This is a genomic window from Chitinivibrio alkaliphilus ACht1, from assembly GCF_000474745.1.
Taxonomy (GTDB): Bacteria; Fibrobacterota; Chitinivibrionia; order Chitinivibrionales; family Chitinivibrionaceae; genus Chitinivibrio; species Chitinivibrio alkaliphilus.
In genome coordinates this window covers 37140-62012 of the sequence record NZ_ASJR01000006.1, presented here as the reverse complement: position 1 = coordinate 62012, position 24873 = coordinate 37140, and the positions used below count along the sequence as shown (strand labels likewise).

The window sequence follows — 24873 nt, the reverse complement described above, 5'->3', positions numbered from 1 at the left end:
ATATTAGTCAATACGATGCAGCTCTACACGACGGTTTTCTGCCCGTCCATCGGCCGTCGCATTTGATGCGATAGGCTCATCGGGACCTTTCCCAACAGCGCTAAGTCGACTTCCTTGAATTCCTTGAGAAATAAAGTAATCAACCACAGCCTTGGCTCGCTCATAGGACAAGCGACGGTTAAGTGAGTCTGATCCAGTAGCATCAGTATGTCCTTCAACACGAAGCTCAATTTCAGGCCAATCACGAAGAGATTCAACCACACGATCAAGAACAGAATAGGACTCACGGGTTAAATCGGCACTTCCAAGCTCAAAATTTACCCCTTCGAGGATCAATGCTCCACGCTGAATCACCTGTGCCCGAGGCGCTTCCCGCTCCACTGTCACAGATGCAGACCCGCGCACTGTTTCATAGTTATCAGTGTCATCGGGAGTGAAGATCATTTCATGACTTTCTATTCCTTCACTGGGCTCTTTTTCAGGCTCTGCGAAGGCAAAACTACCCGCCACAGACGCTCGCCCACTTGAGAGAGACACATCAGCAAGAGATGCTCCCTCGGTAATCGTATCTGTCTCAGGCCATTGTGAAACCTCAGGACGCGCCTTAGCAACTTCAACCTCAATATCGCGGTTTGAAATAGTGTAGTTAACCGTATCTTCCGGCACAAATCGGACCACATGAGAAGCAGTACCTGCATCTGGTTTTGTATCACCTTCTACAAAAAAGAACTCCCCATCCACATCTGCACGCCCTCCACGCAACTCAGCCTCATTCAGAGACTGTCCATACGTTATGCTTCGAGCCCGTGGCCATGCAGTAACTGAGGTTTCCACATTTTCTATGGTTACAGAAACATCATTAAAGGCAGCGGCATAGTTTGTGGTATCACGGGGCGTGAAAACCACGGAATATTCTCGAACCCCCGCATTCGGCACAGAATCACGGTGAACAAAAGAAAACTCTCCATCTATATCGGCTGAACCGCCGTACAGGCGTGCATTGCGTAGAGACTGTCCATAGGTAATGCTTTCAGCACGAGGCCAGGAATATACTTCTGGATTATCCTTTCCAACACGTGGCTCTTCTTCTTCAAAAACAATACCATTCCACCCAATGGAGGCAACAAATTTTGCTTTCGGCTCAACGGCTGTTTCAAAGAGCGCATCCTCTCTTCCATAGAAAAGGAATTGTTTATCTTCATTGGCAACACTAATCTGAGCACCAGCACTAAAGTTAAACCCACCAGGAGTAAGAAAGGCAATACCTGGAGAAAGACGCATGGGGTCATCAAGAAGACCCAGCTGCCGCTCTTCTCCCGTTGGAAGGACTACGTCTCGTCGCTCCACAGAGGAGAAACTCGGCTGAGCACTGTAATCGAGAAAGACATTTACCCACGGGCGAGGGCGAATATCCAAGCCTGCATTGAGCATGAACACATGTTCGAGATCAGGGTTTGTATTCCATCGCAACCCATAGTTGAAGTGAAAGAGAACGGGAAACTCTTCAGAAAGCTCACGAAAATCCCACGTCCATAGCATTTTCATATCAACTTCTACGTTCCCATCATTACTGTAGATATAGGTCGTATCTTCACTGGGCCATGCATAGTAATAATTGTGTCGTGGAAATCGTCCCTGTGTTGTATTTCCCGTTGGAAAACTCATGGCGCCATAATAGGCCATCTTAAAGAAGTCACTCTCTTGATTCGGAGGATATTGAAACTTCATGGAGACCTCGAGGTCACCAGCTCCACCTTTTACTGTGTTATCAGTAATAATATCCTCGTTGCTGTCCTTCGCAATTTTATCAAGGTAGACCGGCACCATCACTGCAAGATCAAAAAAGTCCGTAAACCCATAGCCCACAGAGATATTAAACTCTCCGGCATTAAATCCGGGTATCGGATCGATGGGGTCGCTTAATCCAGGATCTCCATCGCGATCCCAAAAGTTCACCAAAAAGTCATCATGAGCGGTATAACTTCCCCAGAAATTGGTTTGTAGCCCATATCGGTTCAAGGTTTTTGCCGAATGCGTATTCCACAACCCAACCTGTCCATACCGATTAGTAAGCTTCACATCGTCGCGCGATGCAAACCCTGTTGCTACCAGCAGGAGTAAAAATCCTGCGCAGGTAATCGCCATCCTTCTCATAAAAACTCCTTTTCATAAATAATTCTTTGACATTCAAAATATATAACGGTAAGATACTATGGAGATACAGGGTTCTCCCTTTTTTTATTGATTAAAATTTATCACAACACAATATCATATTTTACACAAAAAAGGAGCAACAAAAACAAACTCTGCCCCGCAAGAGTCAATGGAACTGGTAAAATAACAAACTGCACCGCAAAAAGGCCTACACCAATGCACCCAAAGTCTACTTCTCACCACATATTCATTTTTACAGAAAGGAGAACTCTCCATGAGGCCAAAGGGCATACCAATCTCTCCGCGGCTACATAAGATTCGTCTCATACTACTCATTATGGTCACCCCTCTTATTACATGGTACGCAAAACAACGTTACACAAATCCGGTTCAACCTCATCGTGAGATAGCCATAGGGACAACAACAGAAGAGGAATACCTCCTTTTCTACGAAGCAACAACCTTCACAAAAACCCCGTACCTGCACCTTTTCTTCTCTCCTCCTTCTGAAAAAGCCATCCCATCGACCCCATACATCTACCCCTCGTGTCAAGACAGCCTTGTCCATGTTAGTGACGACACAACCATTACAACCACAATTGTCCACACTTCACACGGTCAGTTCTCTCTAAGCAAAGACATCCTATTTATACGACGAGACGACCTCAACACAGCAGTGATGCTTCGTCCATCCCAGGGGCTTTCCCGGCGTATTGAAACAGACATTCTTCTTCTCACAGCCCCCACATCCCGAGAAAACCTTATGAACATCCGCTCAACCCTTACCCCTCGGCTCACCATTCGTTCTGTCTCCGACACCTTCTCAGATATTCTTCCGAAAAACATTCAAGGCCTGCATAAAAACACAACCTACCGTATTCATCATCGTCCCCGGGGAAGCATCACCCTCACCCCAATGGAATAAAAGTATCTGCCTTTTTCTATTCCATATATTATATTTAGAAGATGAGAGTCGGGCCAAAGGTCCGATTTTCTTTGTATTACCGGAGAAAGAGCGTATGAAACTACAAGATTGTCATCAAAAACATGTGGAAGAAATTATCGTTCAACAGGGGGCGATCCCCGTTGAGATACGATATTTCTCAGCTGGAGGCTCGCGAACCTTACGAGTGCTTGCTGACAGCCCAGATGGAATCACCTTAGACCGATGTGCAGAAATCAGCAGAGCGATTTCTGCCTACCTTGATGAGGTTGAGTTTGGGACAACACCCTATACCCTCGAGGTTTCTTCTCCGGGAGTAGACCGTCCACTCACAACACACGGTGACTTTGCTCGTAACATTGGGCGAGACGTAAGAATACGGCTGAAAGAATACACCAAAAAGAGTGATGCGCGTAAGCGAGGAAAAATACAAAGCTGTACTGAAACAGAGCTAACCCTCTCTGACAAGGGAACAGAAGTGGTGTTGCCCATGGACAACATACTCAGCGGTAAATTAGATATATAACCCTCTATTATAGAGTTTTGTGAGGAATAATGGCGCGAAAAAGAAAATTTAAGATGAATGGCACAGAAATTATAGAAGGCCTCAAAGCGATTACCAAAGAACGGAGCATTAGCTGGGACCTTGCAGAAAACTCCTTAAAGGAAGCAATAGCCCAGGCAGCTCGCAAGGGAATCAAAAAGGCGCCTGCCATTGGAGTTACCATCGATAAAGAAACAGGGGATATTTCCGCCTACACCTACCAAAAGGTGGTTGATGACGATGAGATTGAAGATATTTATCAAGAGATACCGCTCAGTGAAGCGCAGGAAGATTATGGCGAAGACCTTAAAATAGGTGACGAGGTAGTCTGGGAAGAGAATCTTGATATTTCTGAATTTGGTAGAACGGCTATTCAGATAGCAAAGCAGATCATTATACAGAGAATTCGTGAACATGAGCGCACAAAGATATACAACGACTTCTCTGAACGAATTGGTGATATGGTTACGGGAAAAATACGACAGATTGAACGGGGCAACATTATCATCGACCTGGGAAGAACCGAAGCCCTCCTGCCGAAAAGTCACCAAATTCGTGGTGAAAAGTTTCACCAAGGTGGCACTGTTCGCGGTGTTATTATCGAGGTAAAGGATAATGCAAAGGGTGCCCAGGTTATTATCTCTCGTACCAGTCCGGTGTTCCTTGAACGACTCTTTGAAATAGAAGTTCCCGAGATTTTCGAAGGAGTAATTTCCATTACAAAAATTGTTCGTGAACCAGGGTATCGTGCAAAAATAGCCGTGGAAACGCGGGATGAACGCATTGACCCTGTTGGTGCTTGTGTGGGAATGCGTGGAAACCGAATTCGAGCAATCGTACGTGAAGTAAACAACGAACGTATGGATATCATGACGTGGACAGATGAGATATCTATCCTTGCACGACGCGCCCTCGCTTCTGTTGATATCAATCGGGTCATCCCTGTGGGAAGTCATAAGATAATTATTATAGTAGATGATGAAGACTTAGCAAAGGCTATTGGTAAGGAGTGGAAAAACTTAAAACTCACCTCTGAATTTACGGGGTATGACATAGACATCTATGGAGAAGATCAGTTTGATGAACTCAGCGAAGAAGAGCGGGCAAAAATTCTCTCTTTCGACGAAACAACTGAGACAATTGATGCGGTAGAAGATGTTCTCGATGACGAGGAGATTGGCGATGACGCCCCCCATGAGATCGGGAAAGAAACCGAACTTGCAACAGAAGAGTCTGTCTCATATGACGAAGAGGACCGCCTCGAGCAATAAGGTACCTGTCGTGATTTTGATTGCGGCAGAACATAGGGAATGAAATAAACAATTGGGACAATAGAGCGATCTCCTGAAAGGATATTATGTCAAAAATTAGAGTATCATCTCTTGCAAAAGAATTGAAAATTTCAAGTGATGCTTTGGTACAGATACTCCGTTCCATCGGCGTACCGGCCAAGTCACATAGTAGCACTGTTGACGAAGATATAAAGAAACAAGTTGTCGAGAAAATTGACAGTGAAAGAGCTGCGATTAAAAAGAAATATGCCAAAAGTAAAGAACGACTAAAGAGCAGACGTAGAAGTCGACGTGCCCCGGAAAAGAAGAAAGAAGAAGCAACGCCGCAGAAAACAGAAGAGCAGAAACCTTTGCAGGAAAAGAAAGACGGCTCTCAAGGTCGCCAAACAGGCGCAGGACGCCCACCACGCCGACCAGCCGGTGTAACGACCAACAAGCCGAAGCGACCGGCAACGGAACCCATGGGCAAAAGTGCCGGTGGACCACCGCGGAAAAAAGATGACATTCCACTTCCGCCTCCAGGTGGCGATATTCCTGCGAAAGAAGACACTCGCAAGAAGAATAAGAAAAAGAATAAGAAAAAGAAGTTTGAAGAAGAAAAGCCTAAGAATTTCAGTGAGAAGGATCTTCAACTCAACATCAAGAAAACCATGGCAAAAATTGGCTCTGGCTCTACAAAAAAGAAATATAAGAAGCAACGCCGTGATGCCGATGAAATATCTGAAAACGATACAATCCTTCATGTGAGCGAATTTATTTCCATTAGTGAATTTGCCAACATGATTGATGTAAACCCCTCTCAAGTTATCGCTAAATGCCTTGAACTGGGGCTGTTTGTAACAATTAATCAGCGGATTGATTTTGAAACAATACAGCTTCTTGCTGAAGAGTGGGATTATACGGCTGTACTCATGGATGAATTTGCTGATATTACTGAGGATGAAATTCAAGAAGAATCCTATCCGGAAGAGCCTCGCTCTCCTGTTGTCACTGTCATGGGGCACGTTGACCACGGTAAAACGTCTCTCCTTGATTATATTCGGAAAACCAATGTTACCTCAGGAGAGCATGGTGGTATCACGCAGCATATTGCGGCATACGAAGTTTCAACTCCTCGAGGAAATGTCACATTCCTCGATACACCAGGACACGAAGCTTTTGCAGCTATGCGAGCACGAGGCTCACAGATAACAGACGTTGTCGTGATTATTGTTGCAGCCGATTCCGCAGTCATGCCACAAACAAAAGAAGCGATAGACCATGCGCGTGCAGCGGATGTACCCATTGTTATTGCCATAAACAAAACAGATCTTCCTACGGCAAATATTGACAAGATTAAGGGGGAACTCGCTGCATATGATGTCCTTGTAGAGGATTACGGCGGTCAGATCTCCTGTGTTGAAATATCAGCAAAAACTGGAAAAGGTGTTGACGATCTGTTAGAGCTCCTCGCCCTTGAAAGTGACCTTCTTGAGCTCACCGCTCCAAAACAAGGTTTTGCTAAGGGAGTCGTTATAGAGTCTGAGCTTGATCCGGGACGTGGCGCCATTGCCACCGTGCTTGTGCAAAAAGGTACTCTTCGCAAGGGTGACCCCTTTGTGACAGGAAACCATAGTGGCCGAGTGCGTGAGCTTCTTGATGATCATGGAAAGAAAGTAAAGACAGCCGGCCCTTCACAGCCGGTAATCATCTTAGGACTTTCCGGAACCCCACAAGCAGGTGATTCTTTCCGCGTAACAGAAAATGACAAAGATGCCCGTGAGATTGCTCAGAAACGGCGCCTTGCAGAGAAAGAACGGGAAATGCGCTATCGTAATACGGTATCTCTCGATAATTTCTATGATACAATCAAAGCCGGCGAAATGCAGACCTTGAATATCATTGTTAAAGGTGATGTTGACGGTTCTGTGCAAGCACTTTCAGCTTCTCTTGAAGAACTCTCTACGGAAGAAGTAAAAGTGAAGGTAATTCATAACGGCGTGGGCGGTGTAACCGAAGCAGACATCATGCTCGCCCAAGCTTCTCAGGGTATTATTGTTGGTTTTCATATTAGTCCAAACCCAAAAATTAAAGAACATGCGAAGCAAGCGGGAGTAGAAATTCGAACATACCCCGTTATTTATGAAGCTATTGACGATGTGAAAAAAGCAATGATCGGTATGCTTGCACCGCGCATTGAGGAGAAACCACTTGGTGTGGCTGAAATTAGAGATATTTTTAAGGTTTCTAAGATCGGCCAAATTGCCGGCTGTTATGTCATTGAGGGAAAGATAACTCGAGATGCAAAGGCACGACTCGTTCGCGATGATCTGGTAGTAACCGAAACAAAAATCGGGTCTCTTCAACGTGGAAAAGATAAGGCAAAAGAAGTAAGTGCTGGTTTTGAATGTGGTATTATTTTGAAAAATGTTACCCAATACAAAACAGGCGATCGTATCGAAGCCTACACGCAAGTGGAAATAGAACGAACTAGTCTTGAGGAGTAAAAAATAGTGGCCACAAATAAATGGCATAATAAGCGCGTAACAGAGAATCTTCGAAGGGAGATTCTCTGGACTATTACAAACAGAGTAAAAGACCCGCGCATACCAGAGTTTCTGACTGTTCCCGCCATAGAACTCTCACGGGACACACGAAACGCCACGGTATATATATCTTCTGTTGATACGGGGGCGGTAAAGGAAGAAGCTGTGCAGATATTGAACAAGGCAGCCCCATTTATTCAGCGAGAAGTTGCTAAAAAAATACGAATAAAACATTTCCCTCGCCTCCTCTTTAAAGTGGATGATTCCTCGGAAAACTGGGAAAATATTAATTCCATTCTGGACAATATTAAAGATGACTTGGAATAATCTTGTTTCGCTTATAGAGAAAAATTCTCGCTTTTGTATTACCTCTCATGTGAGCCAGGATGCCGACAATATCGGTTCTCAACTAGCCATGTATTGGTTGCTCCGTGACTATTTTAAAAAAGAGGTGGTGTTATACAATACAGACCCGGTGCCAAAAAAATTTCTCTTCCTTTCGGAAGCTGCGGATATTGAAAGCACTCTCCCCGAAGAGTCATTTGACACCTTGGTTGTACTGGATTCTTCTAATTTAAGTCGTCTTTCCTGGGAAAATGTTACGACCACCTATACAAGCTGCATTAATATAGACCATCACCGTGACAACAGTCATTTTGGAACTGTTAACATTGTAGATGAAACAGCAGCCGCAACCTGTCAGATACTTACACAACTTTTTGAAGGAGCAGGCCTATCCTACCCTTCATGGGTTGCAAATGCTCTCTATGCTGGTATTCTTGCTGACACCGGTGGGTTTCAGTTTGAAAACACCTCGCCCACTCTTCTTCGTGATGCAGCACTGCTTCTCGAGCGCGGTGCCGATGGTGTATCCATATATCGTGGGCTCTTTGCAGCACACTCCATTCAAGCACTTCGATTACGTGCCGAAGTCTGGTCAACCCTTGAGTTTTATGAAAACGGTCGTATTGCCGTTATGACCGTTGATGAGAAACGTATCGATGAGCTAGGTGCAGACAGGGGTGATACAGAAGGGATGGCCGACATTGCTAAAAATACGCGCGGTGTGGAAGTGGGTATCCTTATAAAACAAAAGAAAGATCATATTCACTTCTCTTTTCGTTCACAAGGAGCAATTGATATTGGTGCTGTTGCAGCAACTGTTCCCGGTGGCGGTGGTCATTGCTGTGCCGCAGGATGCAGTTTCACCCAAACGCCTCTTGATGAAGCAAAATCGTGTATGATAGAACGTATCGCAGGCGTCTTACGTGGGTAAGTCGGGGTTCCTTCTGATCGACAAACCCCTTGGTCCTACATCTTTTGATGTAATCCGAACCCTTCGAAAAAAACTTGGTATACGAAAAATGGGCCATGCAGGAACACTCGACCCCCTTGCTTCAGGCCTTCTCATTATCGCCGTAGGAGAAGCAACAAAACTTCTTCCCTACATGAACACAGATCGAAAAACCTATTTGTTTGAACTCTCCTTCGGAACAGAAACAGATACGGACGATCGTGAGGGGAGCCCTCGTTCCACATCTCCCTTCTGCCCCTCCAAAGAGGAACTGGAGAACTGCCTTGCACAATTCCGGGGTACCATAGAACAAAAACCGCCTCGCTACTCTGCCATTAAAATACAGGGAAAACGAGCATATAAAAAAGCACGACACGGCGAAACTTTTGATATTCCTGCCCGTACAGTGCAGATCTATGAACTCACCCTCTGTGCCTTTGATCAGCAAAACCGCATAGCTCAGTTTCGTGCAGACGTATCTGCAGGCACCTATATACGCTCCCTCTGTCGAGATATTGCTCGTGCTGTAGGAAGTGTTGGGCACGCGTCAAAAATCCACCGGGACAAAATCGGAGCATATTCTCTTTCCCATGCTGTTGCACCGGATGACTGTTCCAACAACAATTTCTGCTCTCCCGTTGACTTCCCGGATAACTGGACTCCATACGAAATAAACGAGGCTGATCAGAAGCGAGTACTGCATGGAATGTTCCTCCAAAATACCCTTGCCCCATTATCACAATTGCTTTTGCTCCACAGAAAGAATACTCCCATCGCCCTTGCACAGGCTGAAGGAGAACGCATTAATCCAAAAAAAGTATTTCCCTCTTGGGAGTAATATACTATCTTTTTTATATATGCAACTATGAGATTTCTCAAAAGGAGCCCCGTCTACTATGAATAGGGAACGAGAAAAGTGGGGATCAAAGATTGGTGTAATACTTGCGGTAGCTGGAAGTGCCGTTGGACTTGGTAATTTTTTGGTTTTTCCAGGAAGAGTTGTTGAGAATGGCGGAGGGGCCTTTATGATCCCTTACTTTATCGCCTTTATTCTCATCGGTATCCCCTTGGCATGGATTGAGTGGTCCATGGGACGATGGGGCGGGCGACAAGGCCATGGTTCAGGTCCCGGAATACTGAATGCAGTAACACAAAAACCGTACGCAAAATATTTAGGAAGTATTGGGGTCATGGGGCCCCTCCTCATATTTTTCCTCTATGTCTATCTGGAGTCATGGATTCTTGCATATATTTGGTACAGTCTTACGGGAGTTCTCAGTGAAGCTGCACAGAATAACACAACCGGAGAGCTCTTTTCCCGGTTTATTTCTCATGAAAAAAGTATCGGCCCAATCCCGGCATCTCTCTTTTTCTTCGGCCTCACCTTCCTTATTAACTTTGCGGTTATCTATTTCGGTATCCGTCGAGGAATAGAAAAGACTGTAAAGGTACTAATGCCCCTGTTACTCTTTCTGGGAATAGCCCTTGTACTAAAGGTTTTAACCTTAGAAAACCTTTCTGAAGGTCTTGCCTTTATGTGGAATCCCGATTTTTCAAAACTGCGGGATACGAAGGTCTGGTTTGATGCCACCAGTCAAGTATTTTTTACTACCAGTGTTGGAATTGGGGCAATACTGACGTATGCATCTTATGTACGAAAAGATCAAGACATTGCCCTCTCATCATTAACGGCAAACAGTACAAATGTGTTCATTGAAGTAATTGTGGGCGGAACAATTGTTATCGTACCTGCCGTTATTTGTCTTGGCGCAATTCAAGCGCAGGAAGTAACAACGGGAGGGATATTTTCTCTGGGATTTATCACCATGCCCATGTTGTTTCAAGAGATGGGGCCAACCGTTTCATGGGTTGTTCAGCTCACATGGTTTGTGCTCCTCTTTATTGGTGGAGTAACCTCTTCAATATCAATACTGCAACCGGGTCTTTCCTTCATTGAAGATGAACTCAACTTACAGCGAAAAAAGGCAATTTCTCTTCTTGGGGTAATTACCCTCTTCTTTTCTCTTCTTATCATTGCCGGTGGTGATACCGCAATTAATGAGGCAGACATCCTGGGCTTTCAACTTGCACTTCTCGTTTTCGGGGCTGTTGAAGCAGTACTTTTTGCTTGGGTTCTCGGAGGCAAAAAAGGATGGCAGGAGATACAAAAAGGTGCAGACATCGGAATTCCTCAAATATACCGACATATTATCACGTGGATCACCCCCACCTTTATTTTAGTTCTTCTCTTTTTCTGGGCTTACGATGGCGGCATGGAACACCTTCTTATGCGCACTATTGATCAGACCAGCACAATTGAATTGCTGGGAGGGTTTGAAATGAAGGAAGGACACTTTATACTTCTTCTCCGTGGCCTTTTTATAGCCTTGTTTGCAGGTATAAACGGTGCTATCTTCTATGCATTTCAACGAAAGGACGCGTAATTATGGAACTTACACCAGCAGGGCTTCTCTTTATGAGTGTATCATGGCTCAGTATTATTCTCCTTACAATCTACTGTTTTATGAAAACACTTTCTGAAGATACCGAAAAAATTGTTGGTACTCTTGAAGTGGAAGCCGATATAGACGCGGAAGAACATGATAAATAATAATCAAAGGGTACCGCAGGGAGGAAATGAAATATTTCTTAACCATGCAGCCATATCACCCATAGCTCCTGCTGTAGCCCAAGAGGCTCAAACCAGTCTCGCGGCATTGAGTCGGGGGATTCCTGACATACAGGAGTGGGTGAACACCCTCAAGGAGTGCCGAGAAGAAACGGGGCGCCTCATCAATGCCCCCCCAGAATCGATTGCCTTCACCCAGAATACTTCCCACGCTATTTCCCTTATCGCAGAAGGGCTCTGCCTTGACTCCGGTGATGAAATAATTGTATCTCCCGTAGAATATCCTGCCAATTATTACCCTTGGAAGAACCTGGAACGACGTGGCATAGTTCTTCGGCACCTCCCGGAAAAGGACCCCTCCCCCTCCTTTGAAGCAATATTAGAAGCGATAACTGACAAAACACGTCTGATTGCCCTTAGTCATGTTCAGTATTTTGCAGGGCATCGATGCGCCGTAGAGAAACTCCGCTCGGTCTGTTCCACCCATACTATTTACCTCTGTGCCGACCTCATCCAGTCTGTTGGGGTGCTCCCGGTAGACGTGAATTCTCTTGGGGTTGATTTTGCTGCGTTCGGAAGTCAGAAATGGCTCCTCGCACCACCGGGCATCGGCACCCTCTATATCAAACCGGCACTTCTTACACATATAACCCCGGTCATAACCGGTGCGTTTTCCGTACAAACCCCTCTTGAAACGCTACAGAAAGACCTCTCCTTTGCAGAAACAGCACGTCGATTTGAAAGCGGCACCATGAATTTCACCCTCTTCTCAGCATATCGTAGAGCCTTACGGATAGCTCAAGAAAAAGGGATTGCGCATATATACGCCAGCGCCATGGAGCGACGAGCCTTTCTCTACCACACGCTTAAGAGAAAAGGATATACCCTACTATCACCTGAAAACCCTGCTCAGGGAAGCCCCATTGTTACCTTTTCTCATGGAACAAAAACCAAATCACTCTATAACTTTCTCCGTAAAAAAGGTGTTGTTGCCACCTTTCGGCATAATACAATCCGCTTCGCCCCACACTACTATACGCCGTGGCAAAAGCTTAAATCCCTTGCAAAACTCGTATAAGTATGCTATGGTTATAGCCAGTATCAACAAAGGACTCTTAGTATGAAACGAATGTCAGGTGTTTTTCTTCATATAACGTCTCTCCCATCTCCCTTCGGCATTGGAGATCTTGGTCCACATGCGTATCGATGGATAGACCTTCTTGCAGAACATAAACAATCTCTTTGGCAGATGTGCCCCGTAAATCCCGTGGGATACGGCTATTCTCCCTACATGTCTCTCAGCGCCTTTGCGGGAAATACGATGCTCATTTCTCCGGAGTTGCTATGCCAATGGGGGTATCTTGGGAAAGAAGACGTGGAACATCCCAACTTTTCTAATACTCATGTGGAATTTTCTGCTGTTGATTCCTATAAACAAGACCTCCTTCACAGAGCGTTTCTTAATTTCACCCCAACACCAGAATATCAGGACTTTTGCACTGAAGAAGCATATTGGCTTGAAGATTATGTACTCTTTCTTTCTCTGTCCCGATACTTCAAGACAAACGATTGGAATACATGGCCCAAACCCTACTCCCTTCGAGACAAACACGCCTTAGAAAAATGGCAAGAGGAGCACCATGCAGAACTTGAGGAGTATCGGATTCTTCAATTTATATTTCAATCACAATGGTTTGACCTCAAAACCTACGCCAACAGTAAGGGGGTACACCTCTTCGGCGATGCGCCATACTATGTGGCCTATGCCAGCAGCGATGTTTGGGCACATAGAGAACTCTTTGAGCTTGATGAGACTGGATCGCCCCTGCGGGTTGGCGGCGTGCCCCCCGACTACTTCAGTGAAGACGGACAGCTCTGGGGAAACCCTCTGTATAACTGGGATGCCTTGCAAAAATCAAACTATGCATGGTGGATCAAACGAATTAAGAGATTGCACTTCTATACAGATTATGTCCGTATTGATCATTTTCGTGCGTTTGAGGCATATTGGGCCGTTCCCGCAGACAGTACCACGGCAAAAGTGGGAGAATGGGTTCCCTGCCCGGGAGAAGATTTTTTCCGTGTGCTTCGAGAAACTCTGGGTGAGCTTCCCCTTATCGCTGAAGATCTCGGTACCATTACCCAAGATGTTATCGACTTGCGCATGCGCTTTGATATTCCCGGTATGAAGGTTCTTCAATTTGCCTTTGACGGGAACCGAGACAACTGGTATCTCCCGTATAACTGCGGTCAAAATAGTGTTATGTATTCAGGAACACACGATAATGATACTCTTGTGGGATGGATCACCTCCCTTGACCAAGAAACCCGTTCCTCCCTTATGGATTATTTAGACTGTTGCGAGGAAGAGATTCCACGAAAAATTATTCGTGAAACCTTGGCTTCAGTGAGCACCATGGCACTGCTCCCCCTGCAAGACATCCTTCGTATGGGAAGTGAGTACCGCTTTAACACTCCGGGAACTGTAGGAGAAAACTGGGATTTCCGTTTTACTTGGGATATGCTTCACCTTCCCTATTTTGCTGAGTTAGCACAGTTTACCGATATTTTCGGACGTGCCTGACACTCCCCCTCTACAAGGAATGGGATAATGAGCTCTAAACACATAGATACAACAGTATCAGATTTTCTTCTGGTGGGCATCGGGGCTTCTGCCGGAGGGTTACAATCCCTGCAAAGTTTTTTTGATCATCTTGATCCAGAAATACAGGCATCCTACATCATTGTACAGCATCTCTCTCCCGATTTCAAAAGTCTCATGGACGAGCTTCTCGCTCGTCACACAGATCTCCCAATTCAATACGCCCAAGACAACCTGGAAGTACGATCACAGCATGTATACCTCATACCACCGGGACATAACCTGGAGATCTATCAAAAAAGGCTCTACCTCTCCACCCCGTCCGCTGATAAGAAGCTCACCCTTCCCATTGATATTTTTTTCCGTTCCCTCGCAGCAGAACGTACAGAAAAAACCGTCGCCATAATTCTTTCCGGAACAGGAAGTGATGGCACCTTAGGATGTCGAGCCATAAAAGAGGCCGGTGGAATGATCATGTGTCAAGACAATCAGTCTGCCCGCTTTGCCGGCATGCCCGAAAGCCTTATTTCAACCGGTATTGTTGACTACATTCTTTCTCCCGGTGAAATCGCACAAACCCTCAAACGATATTCAAAACACCCCTTTGTACAACAAAACATCTCTATTTCTGACACCGTTGAAAAAAACAAAAATCACCTTGGAAAAATCTTCTCTCTCTTACGTAATCGTACAGGGGCAGATTTTTCTCAGTATAAAGAAAGTACAATCTACCGTCAACTTGAAAAACGAATTACGATCAACCAATTAACACGTATTGAGGACTACACCGCCTACCTTGAAAAGACCCCCAAAGAAGCACATCTTCTCTACAAAGATTTTCTTATCGGGGTTACGCGATTCTTTCGAGATCCTGAGGCCTTTGAAAAAATACGAACCGATGTTATACCGCATCTTTTTGCTGCACAAAAAGCAACCGACACGCTTCGTGTTTGGTCTATCAGCTGTTCTACGGGAGAAGAAGCATACACCTTAGCAATGCTTTTCCATGAATACATGGAGAAACACGAATGTCTGCGACACATAAAAATCTTTGCCACAGATATAGACAGTGATTCCATTGACTATGCCAGTGCCGGACACTATCCGGAAAATATTGTCTCAGATATTCCAGCCACCTACCTTTCACGCTACTTCACCAAAACAGACACGGGATTTCGGGTTAAAAAAATTCTTCGAAATATGATCATCTTTGCCCGGCAGGATGTATTACACGATCCCCCCTTCTCACGCATCGATCTTATTGTATGCAGAAATATGATGATCTACTTAAAAAAAGAGACACAACAACGCCTCCTCAACTTAATCTACTTCTCCCTTATGCCCCATGGTGTACTTTTTTTAGGAAGCAGTGAAGCCATTGGCAATATGGTTGAGGGGTTTGAAACAATGGATACAAAATGGAAGATCTACAAATATAAAAAAGGACTCCCCCTGCAGGAACGCCTCCGCTTGCCCTTCATACAAAACACGTTTACCCCCATGAAGGACAAGAAAACAAAGCTCTACCGCCCTCATGAAAATAAAGGTCATGATAACAGCACCATACGCAGTGAAACCCTCACCGCTCTCATAGCCCCTTTGCTGCCTCCGACAGTAATCACCGATGCGCACCAGAGGCTGGTATACACCCTTTCTGATAGTAGCGACTATATATCCATTCCCACGGGGGAAATGAACTTACGCATCACTGCCATGATACGCTATGATTCTCTTGCCATTGCTCTTTCAAGCCTGCTTAAAAAAGCAGAAACAACCCAGAAAGAACTCCGCTACACCAATATCGCTCTTACAAACAATACGCGAGTAACTCTCTCCGTACAGCGCGTAACGAACACTCAGGGCAATACCTATTATCGCATCTCCTTTCTTGCGGAGACCCCATCTCTAAACGCGCCTACTTCAGATACAGATACTCTGCACGAAGACTATTCTCTCGTACACAATTACCGCCAACGGATTTCCTCTCTTGAAGAAGAGCTCAAACAAAAAGATGAGAGCCTCCAGGCAACTATCGAAGAATTGGAAAGTGCAAATGAAGAGTTGCAAACATCCAATGAAGAGCTTATTGCGTCTAACGAAGAGCTACAAAGTAGTAATGAAGAATTGGAGTCCGTAAACGAAGAACTCTATACAGTAAATACAGAACATCAAGAAAAAATACAAGAACTCCATGAGCTTAATAGCGATATCAAAAATGTATTAAAAACGACACATGTGGGAAGCCTCTTTCTTGATAATTCCTTGCGAATCCGTAAGTACACCGATGTAATTGAGCAAATAACCCATGTGCAAAAAAGTGACATTGGTCGAAGTATTGAAGAGCTTGCCACGGAGAAAATATACCCCCAATTCCTCGAAGACATTCATACAGTTTCGCGTTCACTCACAGAAGTGTACCGAGAAATCAAGATGGATGCATCACGATGGTACACCATAAAAATACTTCCATACCGAGACAGTGAAAATGCTGTCAACGGTATCATTGTTTCCTTCATGGACACAACAGAATCCTATATTCAGCGTCGTCATCAAGAAGAGACCCGTGACCGTCTAAATCGAGCCATGGAGATGGGGAATCTTGCGTGGTGGGAGTGGGATGTGCAGGAGAACCGTGTCATAACAAGTCCGGGGAAAGCAACAATGCTTGGCTATGATTGCAACGATATTGGTTCCGGCTATGAAGGGTGGGTCTCTCTGCTCCACCCAGATGATGTAGACATGGTGATGAACACCATGCGGGAACATATGGAAGGAAAGCGTGCGGAATATAACGTACGCTACCGAATACGACAAAAAGACGGCTCTTATGCCCAATATCATGATATTGGCGGCATTGTGAAGCAAAGTAAAGATGGAGAAATAGAAACCATTGCCGGCATCGTTATCTTAGAAGAAACGAGTGAAGGAGATATGAAATGAGCAACGCCTCGGACAAACTACGTAAAAAAGCCAAAGAACTCTTACAGAAAAAGAAGGAAGATATTTCTCCGCATATCTCTACGGACATAACAGACCTCGCAGAGGAACTCAGCATTCATCAAATTGAACTGGAACATCAAAACGAGGCCCTCCGCACTACTCAGCAAGAGCTTGAAGAAACATCCGAAAAATATCGCACTCTCTTTCATAAAGCACCAGCGGCCTATCTAACTGTCGATTTTGATTATACAATTCGTGATGCAAATAGCGAGGCGGTACGAATTTTGGGAAAAACCAAAGAGGATATCACGTATACACCTTTGAGCGCATGCATTCACGAAGCTGATCGTGATACCCTGTATCACCATATCAGAGATACGCTCCGAGAAAGCAGTATAACAGAGTGTGAACTCCGTACAAACGAATCCTCTCCCCGAACTCTCTTGGTGCGAAGTACGACCCACGGCCCACGGGAAATTCTTACGCTCCTCTTTGACATCAGTCAACGAAAAAAGGCAGAACGTAAATTAAGTCTCCTCTTTGAACGAACGGCAACGCCTACAAGTATTGTTAATCGATCTCATGGGCATATTTTATTACAAAATCCTGCGTGGGAAAAACACGACGCCTTTGCAGACTACACAACAGGACCGCACTCTATTTCAACCATCTTTGCTGATCCGAAACAGAATATTGAAAAAAGTATTCGCCATGCTGAAAAAAATACGGAAATTCACGATGTGCTCTTACGGGATACCTCTCAAAACGCATTCTATAAACTGATTATTATCCCCATTGATAAAAACAGTGTGTATCTTTTTGCCATAGAGACCACAGAATCAAAGCGAAAAATGCAACTGCAAAAAATGGATTCGGTAAGTAAGATGGCCGGAGGAATTGCCCATGATTTTAACAATATCCTTTGCAGCATTAAATCAGCAGCAGATCTTATACGTCTCATGGATATTACCCATGAAGATTTCCCCGAACTCTTTGATATTATACAGAAAGGGATAGAAAACTCCATTGCCATGACCGAAGAGCTTCTTGATATCTCTCATAATAGAATTACAGAACGATCTGAATTAGATATACACTCAGTACTTTCCGAAGCAGTACTTTTTAACTCCTTTGACACACGAATTGTTCTTACGGAGAAATATGAAGCCACATCTCACCGTGTTTACGGTAATCACACAGCACTTTTTAATTCCTTTTCCAATCTCATTATTAATGCCCAACGGGCAATTCTTCATAGTGGACATATTGAAGTACAAACACGAACTGTTGAGCTTGATGAATCTTTCTCTGAAATACCTGGACAGTCTGTTTCACCGGGACAGTATATTGAGATAGATGTGCGTGATACCGGTTGCGGCATAAAAAAAGAACACCTGGATAAAATTTTTGACCCCTTCTTTTCTCACTCTCATTCGACAAAGGGAAAAGGCCTCGGGCTCACCCGATGCTTTAGTATTGTACGAAAGCATATGGGAACTATGACTGTGCAATCCGTTGAAGAAGAAGGTACGGTGTTTCATTTGTATCTACCCCTCATGGAAGAGCCAAAGACCACACAAAGACAGCTGTCTTCCTCCAACACAGTAGAAGATTCCATTGATCTTACACAAAAGAAAATCCTCGTGGTTGACGATGAAGCTTCCATTGTCATGGTGCTAAAGCACATGCTAACCAAAATGGGCTGTAACGTTACAACAACCCAGGATGCCAGGGAAGCCCTTGAAATTTTCAAAAATCAGGGAGATTTTAACCTGGTCATTCTTGATATGATTATGCCCAAAATGAGCGGTGAAGAATGCTTCACTCACTTACGCAATCATCGAGCAGACATACCCATTCTGATACATTCGGGATATTACGACACTGAGCGCATCTCCAGTCTATTAAAATTAGAACGGACTGGGTTTATTAAAAAACCTGCCTCCCACAATATATTACAAAATGAAATAGTAACCCTTTTGTCCTCAAAGGAGCAGCAATGAAGAAAACAGCCCTTTTCGCTTTTAATGGAAACCTTATGTGTTTTGCGCACGCCATGCTAAATGTCCTTGATCTTCATGAAAAAGGCTATGATGCAATCCTTATTATAGAAGGGGCTGCGTGCTCACTTCTCAAAGAACTCAACGAAGAACAAACCCCTTTTCACAAGGCATATCGATCAATCATCGATAAAAAGCTGCTAAGCTGTGTCTGTAAAGCATGCTGTGCGAAGCTCGGCACCCTTGAAGAAGCGCAAAAACAAGAGCTCCCCCTCGGTGCTGATATGTCTGGACACCCATCAATGGAGGCGTATCTACAAAAGGGATATGAGATTATTACCCTGTAAGTGAATAATATATATTCCCCGTGGCCACCCTTGGAGGAATCGAATGAAAAGCATTTTTGCCGGAGGTATTCTTCCGGCCATTCTTATCGGATTTGCCCTTACGGGTATTAAGTATGTGCTTGAAAAAGGGGTCACACCGCAAGGACTCCTGATTCTTGCGGGCATTGGAGTACTTGGAACAGGTCTGGGCACAACCCTTCTTATTCCCGAATCCTCCTCCTTTTCCCTGCGCGGAGTTGTGGGGGGGATTTCCGTTGGCATATTCTGGGGCCTTGGGACATTTCTCATGAGCTATAGTGTACGGGTATTCAATCTCCCCATGTCTGTCTCTGCCTCTCTTGCCGCCACAAACGCCTTGATTACCGCATTGCTCAGCCTCATATTATTTAAAGAATATGAAACCCTTTCTGTTATAAAATTACTTACGGGCACCCTCTGTATTACCGTAGGTGCAATACTTATTACCCAATCATAAGAAGGAATCCACCATGCCTGTTATCGCATCTCTGTACACCCTCTTTTTTCTTCTTTTTGTTACTCTTTTTATGCTCATCAGTGTCACCTTTTTTATCCCTCTCGGTATTCTACATATCTTACACCTCCATAGGAAACGTATCTGGCTAACAACCATTCTTGCTCACTTTTGGGCTCGTATGTTACTGTTCATCACCGGAACCCGGGTTAAGGTACATGGAAAAGAGCATTTTCCTAAAGATAACCGATACTGCCTTATAGCAAACCACCAAGGTATTTTTGATATACCCCTTATCCTTTCGGTAGTACCGCAAAATATTGCCTTTATCGCCAAGGAGGAGCTGCGCAAAACTCCCCTCATTGGATGGTGGATGCAAGCAATTGGAGTGCTGTTTCTCGACCGAAGCAGTACACGACAAGCTCTTTCTGTTATTACTACGGGGGCACAGCGACTGCAACAAGGAAACCCCTTGGTTATATTTCCAGAGGGAACACGAAGCAAAGGGAAAAGTGTGGGGAATTTTAAGAAAGGAAGTATGAAACTTGCTACAAAATCAAAGGTGCCCATTATTCCCGTGAGTATCTCTGGAAGTTTTCGCATTTTTGAAGAAACACGCCGCATTAGACCAAGCACCGTTTCCATACAAATCCACGCCCCAGTACACCCACAAAACCTTACCAAAGATGAGATGGCTCAGCTTCATGAACACCTTCAATCGATAATAGCTGCGGGAGTATCACCGTGATACTCCCCCTTATACTCTCTCTCATCTATCTCGCCCTATGCCTGTTTCTTGCACGGGGGCTTCGAAAAAAGAATTTTGAAATGCCTTCCCATAAAAAAGGGGCTGCTCTACCTTCCGTAGCCGTATTAGTGGCTGCGCGAAACGAGGAAACAACCCTTCCCCATCTTCTCGACTCCCTAAAAGAACAGAGTATTCCTCCGAATGAAATTATTATTGTCAACGACCGTTCTGAAGATGGTACCGCCGCTGTAATAGCACGGTACATGCGTACCATGAAAAACCTCTCCACGTATACGATTCATGACATACCTGGGGGTGTATGCCCGAAAAAACATGCCTTGACAGAAGCAATTCGTCAATCTCACTCTGAAATACTGCTCCAAACTGATGCTGATGCGCTTGTGCCTCCGCGATGGGTTGAGACCATGACCGCCCCCTTTAGAGAGGAAAAGACGGCCTTAGTACAAGGTATTACCTTCTATACCTTTGCTGAAAAGAGTTCCCCTTTTCTTAGGACATACCAAGATGTCGACTTTCTTTCCTATGATATTATTGGGGCAGCCGCAATAGGTGCGCGCTTTCCCCTGAGCTCGAATGCAAATAACCTTGCCTACCGAAGAAGGGCGTACGAACAACTGGAAAAGCTGGAAACAACTCATCGTATCGTTTCCGGCGATGATGATTTCCTTCTGCAACATCTCTGGCAGAAAAAAGAAGGAAAAATACACTTCTGCCTTTCCCCTGATGTGCGCGTACAAACAACCCCATGCTATACCTGGCGGGAACTCTTAAATCAACGTGCCCGCTGGGGATCTAAAACCGTGTTTTATGCACCGATGCAGCGGCTTTTCTTAGGAGCGATATTCCTCTTTTATCTTGCAATACCGCTTTCCCTACTCCCTGCCATAATAGGCCTTTGGTCGCCCTACACCCCCATTCTGCTGCTCATGGTAAAGATCGTGGGAGAATCTTTTTTTCTTATTCCTGGGGCACGCCTGTTTCAAGTATCTCTTCCGGCACACGGCTGGGCCATAATTCCCGCTTCTATTCTGCAACTCGGCATCGTTCTCTACTCTGTCTTTCGCGGTGTCTTCGGCTCTTTCTCCTGGAAAAAGCAGGTGTTCAAGAAAACAATCTAATGCGCATCACTCCAATTTAGTGCATAGTGAGATGATACTTCCAAGGGTACAGAAAGTGATACGGCACTACTCATTTTTTCTACAACCAACTCTTCTACCGCACGAACATCCCTTTGTAATACCTCAAAAACGAGTTCATCATGCACCTGCAGAATAAGACGAGCATCATAGGATTCTTTCTGAAGTTGTGCAGCAATATCAATCATGGCCTTTTTGATAATATCCGCCGCAGTTCCTTGGACGGGAGTATTCACCGCGAGGCGACGTGCTCCGTCGCGAAGATGCTGATTTGATTCGGTAAAACCGGTAATCCAGCGCTTTCTTCCCAGTAAGGTTTGGCTATATCCCCGGTCCTTTGCCTCATATTCCACCCGATCCATAAATTCTTTTATGGTTGAGAAACGCTCGAAATACCGTTGAATAAACTCACGAGCCTTCCCAAAGGGAATGTTGAGATCATTGGAAAGCTTATATGGCCCCATGCCGTACATTAAGCCAAAATTAATAATCTTCGCCGTGCGACGCATTTGTTCGGAAACAAATTCCACGGGAACATCAAAAAATGCAGCGGCGGTTTCCCGGTGGATATCGGCACCACGATGAAACGCCTCAAGTAATACGGGGTCCTGTGAGAAGTGGGCAAGAAGACGAAGCTCTATTTGTGAATAGTCCGCCGCAAGAAGTACGTGATCAGCTTCTGCAACAAAGGCAGAACGAATCAAACGCCCTTCCGGTGTCTTCACAGGTATATTCTGCAAATTTGGATTTTTACTGGACAGTCGCCCCGTGGCGGTTCCTGTTTGCATAAAACTGGTATGAACACGTCCCGTACATCCACATATTTTCTCCGGTAGGGCACGGATATATGTTGAATACAGTTTTTGCTTTTCCCGATACGCAAGAATATCTTTCACAATGGGAAAGGTAGGAGCCAGTTTCTCGAGAATATCAACCCGAGTAGAATACCCGGTCTTTGTTTTTTTCCCCTTGGGTAGGCCCAGCTTTTCAAATAAGATATGGCCCAACTGTTTGGGGGAATTTAAATTAAACTCCTCCCCTGCCTGCGTAAAGACAGCGTCCTTGAGATCTTCCATACCCTTGCAATATTCATCCTCCAGTTGAGCAAGGTGTGATGCATCTAAATATATGCCGGTATACTCCATAGATGCAAGTATAGAAATTAGAGGTGCTTCAAGGGAGTAATAGAGATTTTCCAAGGACATTTCGGTCAATTTCTTTATGAAGATCTTGCGTAAACAGAGAGGCACAACAACATCCTCCACGGCATACTCCCCGGCAACATCCTGCTCCACCGCAGCAAAAGAGAGCTGTCCCGTACGCTTTGATCCAAGGAGATCTTCAATAGGTTGCATTCTGTAAGAGAGCCATGTCTGAGCAAGATGTTCTAGATTGAACGGACCATCATCAGGACCAAGAATATACGCAGCAACCATGGTATCAAACAGAGGACCTTCCATGGTAATGTCATACTTGTATAATACCTGCATATCATATTTAAGATTTTGTCCCACAATTTCAATACGTGGATTTTCCAAAAGAGCCTGCAACAAGGGCAGTATTTTCTCACGCGGAGCATTTTCACCATTTTCATGCCCCAGAGGAATATACCACCCCTCTTCACAGGAACAGGCGAGAGAAAACCCCACAAGCTCTGCCTCATGACACTCTAAGGAAGTTGTCTCCGTATCGAAGGCGATAACCCCCTCCGTTTCTATGTCTGCACAAATTTTTGCAAACTCTTCCGGGTCACGTAGAATGGTTGTAGAAAAGCTCAGGGCAGATTCTGTTGTGATAGGATGGCGTTGAAAAAAGGGGTGTGTAAACAAACTGGAAAACTCAAACTCGTCGAAGAGACGTTGTATTTCCCCGTGGGCGGGATCTTGACGAACAACTTTGGACGGAGTTAGGGTAATGCCCGTATGATGAAACTGAACTAACTCAAGGGAAAGGATGAGTTCTTCGCGGTGTGTACGTACTTTCTCCGCAATTTTTTTTGTGTGCGCACGACTGGGGTCCTCCAGAAGCACATCTACCGAATCACATGATTCCAAGAGTTTTATAGCAGTCTTGGGGCCAACACCGGGGATACCCGGAATATTGTCGGAGGAGTCTCCCATAAGGGCAAGAAGATCGACAATACGATCGGGATATACCCCCATTTTCTCAAACACTTGCTCTGGCCCCATATCATCGAAGGTGTAGTTTTTTCCGGGGGCAAACAGGTGTATGGAGTCTGTAACAAGCTGCATGAGGTCTTTATCTTTTGAAACAATACGAACGGTATACCCCTGGGAACTCCCCCATTTTGCTAAATCGTTGATCAAATCATCCGCCTCATACCCCTCCTTATGAAAACAGGGGATTCCCAAAGCCTGGGTAAGCTCTCGCGAACGGTGGAGCTGTTCTTTTAATTCGTCGGGAACCGCTGATCGATTTGCCTTATATTCGGAATATCGTTGCTTCCGTAAGGTTGGACCAGGGGAATCAAAGGCCGCAGCAATGTGAGCATCCGGAAAGGTATCCATCAGATGCAAAAGATATCGTGAAAACCCGAATAAGGCACTGGTATTCACTCCCTTTGAGTTTATAAGGGGATTTCGGATCAAGGCATAATAGGCGCGAAATAGTAAGGCATGTGAATCTAATATCAAAAAGTCTTGCGACGGCATGGCATATCCTCAAAAAAAGAGACTGTATATGTCAGAATATACAGTCTCCTTACAGAGAAAGAAAGAGTGAAGAAAGATCTCGTACCTCTCCCGTGTTATAAACCGATCTTTTCTTTCAGGACGTCAGGAGTAAAGGGCTTCACGATGTAGTTGTTTGCACCAGCTTTCAAGGCCTGTACCACATTTGACTTCTCAGACTCAGACGTACACATAAAAATACGAACATTTTTATACGTACTGTCTCCGCGTACGGCCTTAAGACATTCATACCCGTCCATAACAGGCATATTCCAGTCAAGAAGCATTACATCAATGGGCATATTCTCTGACAATTTTTGTAATGCCTCTTTACCATTTTCCGCCTGAACGACATCATCAACACCAAGCTGCTTCAATTGATTTGCCTGTATTCTCCGCATGGTGTTGGAATCATCTACCAGTAATACTTTCATTTTTTACCTCGTATGTATTTTTCTACCAACAACGTGTATATTATCATAGATACATATTTTTGCAACCATCATGTGCACAAAGAAGAATAAAACAAGTGTATT

At 44.7% G+C, this 24873-nt stretch carries 19 protein-coding genes and 1 pseudogene; 17 read left to right on the top strand and 3 right to left on the bottom strand.

Annotated elements, in window-relative coordinates:
* Positions 1 to 3: 3 nt before the first annotated feature.
* On the bottom strand, positions 4 to 2154 hold the full coding sequence (locus CALK_RS12035) for an OmpA family protein (RefSeq protein ID WP_052569176.1): 2151 nt from the start codon (positions 2152 to 2154) through the stop codon (positions 4 to 6).
* A gap of 274 nt (positions 2155 to 2428) precedes the next feature.
* On the opposite strand from CALK_RS12035, the gene CALK_RS04020 reads away from it, so the two are divergent.
* The 17 genes and pseudogenes from CALK_RS04020 to CALK_RS03945 all read left to right on the top strand — a co-directional run bounded on the left by CALK_RS04020 (position 2429) and on the right by CALK_RS03945 (position 21629).
* On the top strand, positions 2429 to 3079 hold the full coding sequence (locus CALK_RS04020) for a hypothetical protein (RefSeq protein ID WP_022636381.1): 651 nt from the start codon (positions 2429 to 2431) through the stop codon (positions 3077 to 3079).
* A 94-nt stretch (positions 3080 to 3173) separates the two neighbouring features.
* A complete protein-coding gene (locus CALK_RS04015) occupies positions 3174 to 3623 on the top strand; it encodes a ribosome maturation factor RimP (protein WP_022636380.1) in 450 nt (149 codons plus the stop codon).
* A gap of 29 nt (positions 3624 to 3652) precedes the next feature.
* Positions 3653 to 4912 (top strand): transcription termination factor NusA, encoded by a 1260-nt coding sequence (gene nusA / locus CALK_RS04010; protein ID WP_022636379.1) that lies wholly within the window; start codon positions 3653 to 3655, stop codon positions 4910 to 4912.
* A gap of 86 nt (positions 4913 to 4998) precedes the next feature.
* A complete protein-coding gene (gene infB / locus CALK_RS04005; protein WP_022636378.1) occupies positions 4999 to 7419 on the top strand; it encodes a translation initiation factor IF-2 in 2421 nt (806 codons plus the stop codon).
* 6 nt (positions 7420 to 7425) lie between these two features.
* Entirely contained in the window at positions 7426 to 7785 is a 360-nt protein-coding gene (gene rbfA, locus CALK_RS04000; RefSeq protein ID WP_022636377.1) for a 30S ribosome-binding factor RbfA, read from the top strand.
* Positions 7772 to 8734 carry a DHH family phosphoesterase gene (locus CALK_RS03995; protein ID WP_022636376.1) on the top strand — a complete coding sequence of 321 codons (963 nt, stop codon included), beginning with the start codon at positions 7772 to 7774 and terminating at the stop codon, positions 8732 to 8734. Before rbfA ends, CALK_RS03995 begins: the two co-directional genes overlap by 14 nt.
* Positions 8727 to 9590: a tRNA pseudouridine(55) synthase TruB gene (gene truB, locus CALK_RS03990; RefSeq protein WP_022636375.1), complete on the top strand. Its 864-nt coding sequence runs from the start codon at positions 8727 to 8729 to the stop codon at positions 9588 to 9590. Before CALK_RS03995 ends, truB begins: the two co-directional genes overlap by 8 nt.
* Positions 9591 to 9648: 58 nt before the next feature.
* The gene (locus CALK_RS03985) at positions 9649 to 11196 is read left to right on the top strand and encodes a sodium-dependent transporter (RefSeq protein ID WP_022636374.1); all 1548 of its coding nucleotides are present in this window, start codon (positions 9649 to 9651) and stop codon (positions 11194 to 11196) included.
* Between the two features lie 2 nt (positions 11197 to 11198).
* Entirely contained in the window at positions 11199 to 11363 is a 165-nt protein-coding gene (locus tag CALK_RS12780) for a hypothetical protein (RefSeq protein ID WP_022636373.1), read from the top strand.
* On the top strand, positions 11353 to 12459 hold the full coding sequence (locus tag CALK_RS03980; RefSeq protein ID WP_022636372.1) for an aminotransferase class V-fold PLP-dependent enzyme: 1107 nt from the start codon (positions 11353 to 11355) through the stop codon (positions 12457 to 12459). The genes CALK_RS12780 and CALK_RS03980 overlap by 11 nt, the downstream gene beginning before the upstream one ends.
* Positions 12460 to 12492: 33 nt before the next feature.
* A pseudogene (gene malQ, locus CALK_RS03975) lies at positions 12493 to 13965 on the top strand (4-alpha-glucanotransferase); the annotation flags it as partial.
* A 27-nt stretch (positions 13966 to 13992) separates the two neighbouring features.
* Positions 13993 to 16923: a CheR family methyltransferase gene (locus CALK_RS03970; RefSeq protein WP_022636370.1), complete on the top strand. Its 2931-nt coding sequence runs from the start codon at positions 13993 to 13995 to the stop codon at positions 16921 to 16923.
* Complete coding sequence (locus CALK_RS03965; protein ID WP_022636369.1) at positions 16920 to 18926, top strand: hybrid sensor histidine kinase/response regulator; 2007 nt, start codon at positions 16920 to 16922, stop codon at positions 18924 to 18926. The genes CALK_RS03970 and CALK_RS03965 overlap by 4 nt, the downstream gene beginning before the upstream one ends.
* Positions 18923 to 19270 (top strand): DsrE family protein, encoded by a 348-nt coding sequence (locus CALK_RS03960; protein ID WP_022636368.1) that lies wholly within the window; start codon positions 18923 to 18925, stop codon positions 19268 to 19270. The genes CALK_RS03965 and CALK_RS03960 overlap by 4 nt, the downstream gene beginning before the upstream one ends.
* Positions 19271 to 19313: 43 nt before the next feature.
* A complete protein-coding gene (locus CALK_RS03955; RefSeq protein WP_022636367.1) occupies positions 19314 to 19745 on the top strand; it encodes a hypothetical protein in 432 nt (143 codons plus the stop codon).
* Between the two features lie 13 nt (positions 19746 to 19758).
* Positions 19759 to 20490 carry a lysophospholipid acyltransferase family protein gene (locus CALK_RS03950; protein WP_022636366.1) on the top strand — a complete coding sequence of 244 codons (732 nt, stop codon included), beginning with the start codon at positions 19759 to 19761 and terminating at the stop codon, positions 20488 to 20490.
* A complete protein-coding gene (locus CALK_RS03945; RefSeq protein WP_022636365.1) occupies positions 20487 to 21629 on the top strand; it encodes a glycosyltransferase in 1143 nt (380 codons plus the stop codon). The genes CALK_RS03950 and CALK_RS03945 overlap by 4 nt, the downstream gene beginning before the upstream one ends.
* Here the strand turns inward: CALK_RS03945 and polA are convergent.
* Entirely contained in the window at positions 21626 to 24319 is a 2694-nt protein-coding gene (gene polA, locus CALK_RS03940; protein WP_022636364.1) for a DNA polymerase I, read from the bottom strand. The genes CALK_RS03945 and polA overlap by 4 nt on opposite strands.
* Positions 24320 to 24414: 95 nt before the next feature.
* Positions 24415 to 24771, bottom strand: coding sequence for a response regulator (locus tag CALK_RS03935; RefSeq protein ID WP_022636363.1), 357 nt, complete (start codon positions 24769 to 24771; stop codon positions 24415 to 24417).
* Between the last annotated feature and the right edge of the window lie 102 nt (positions 24772 to 24873).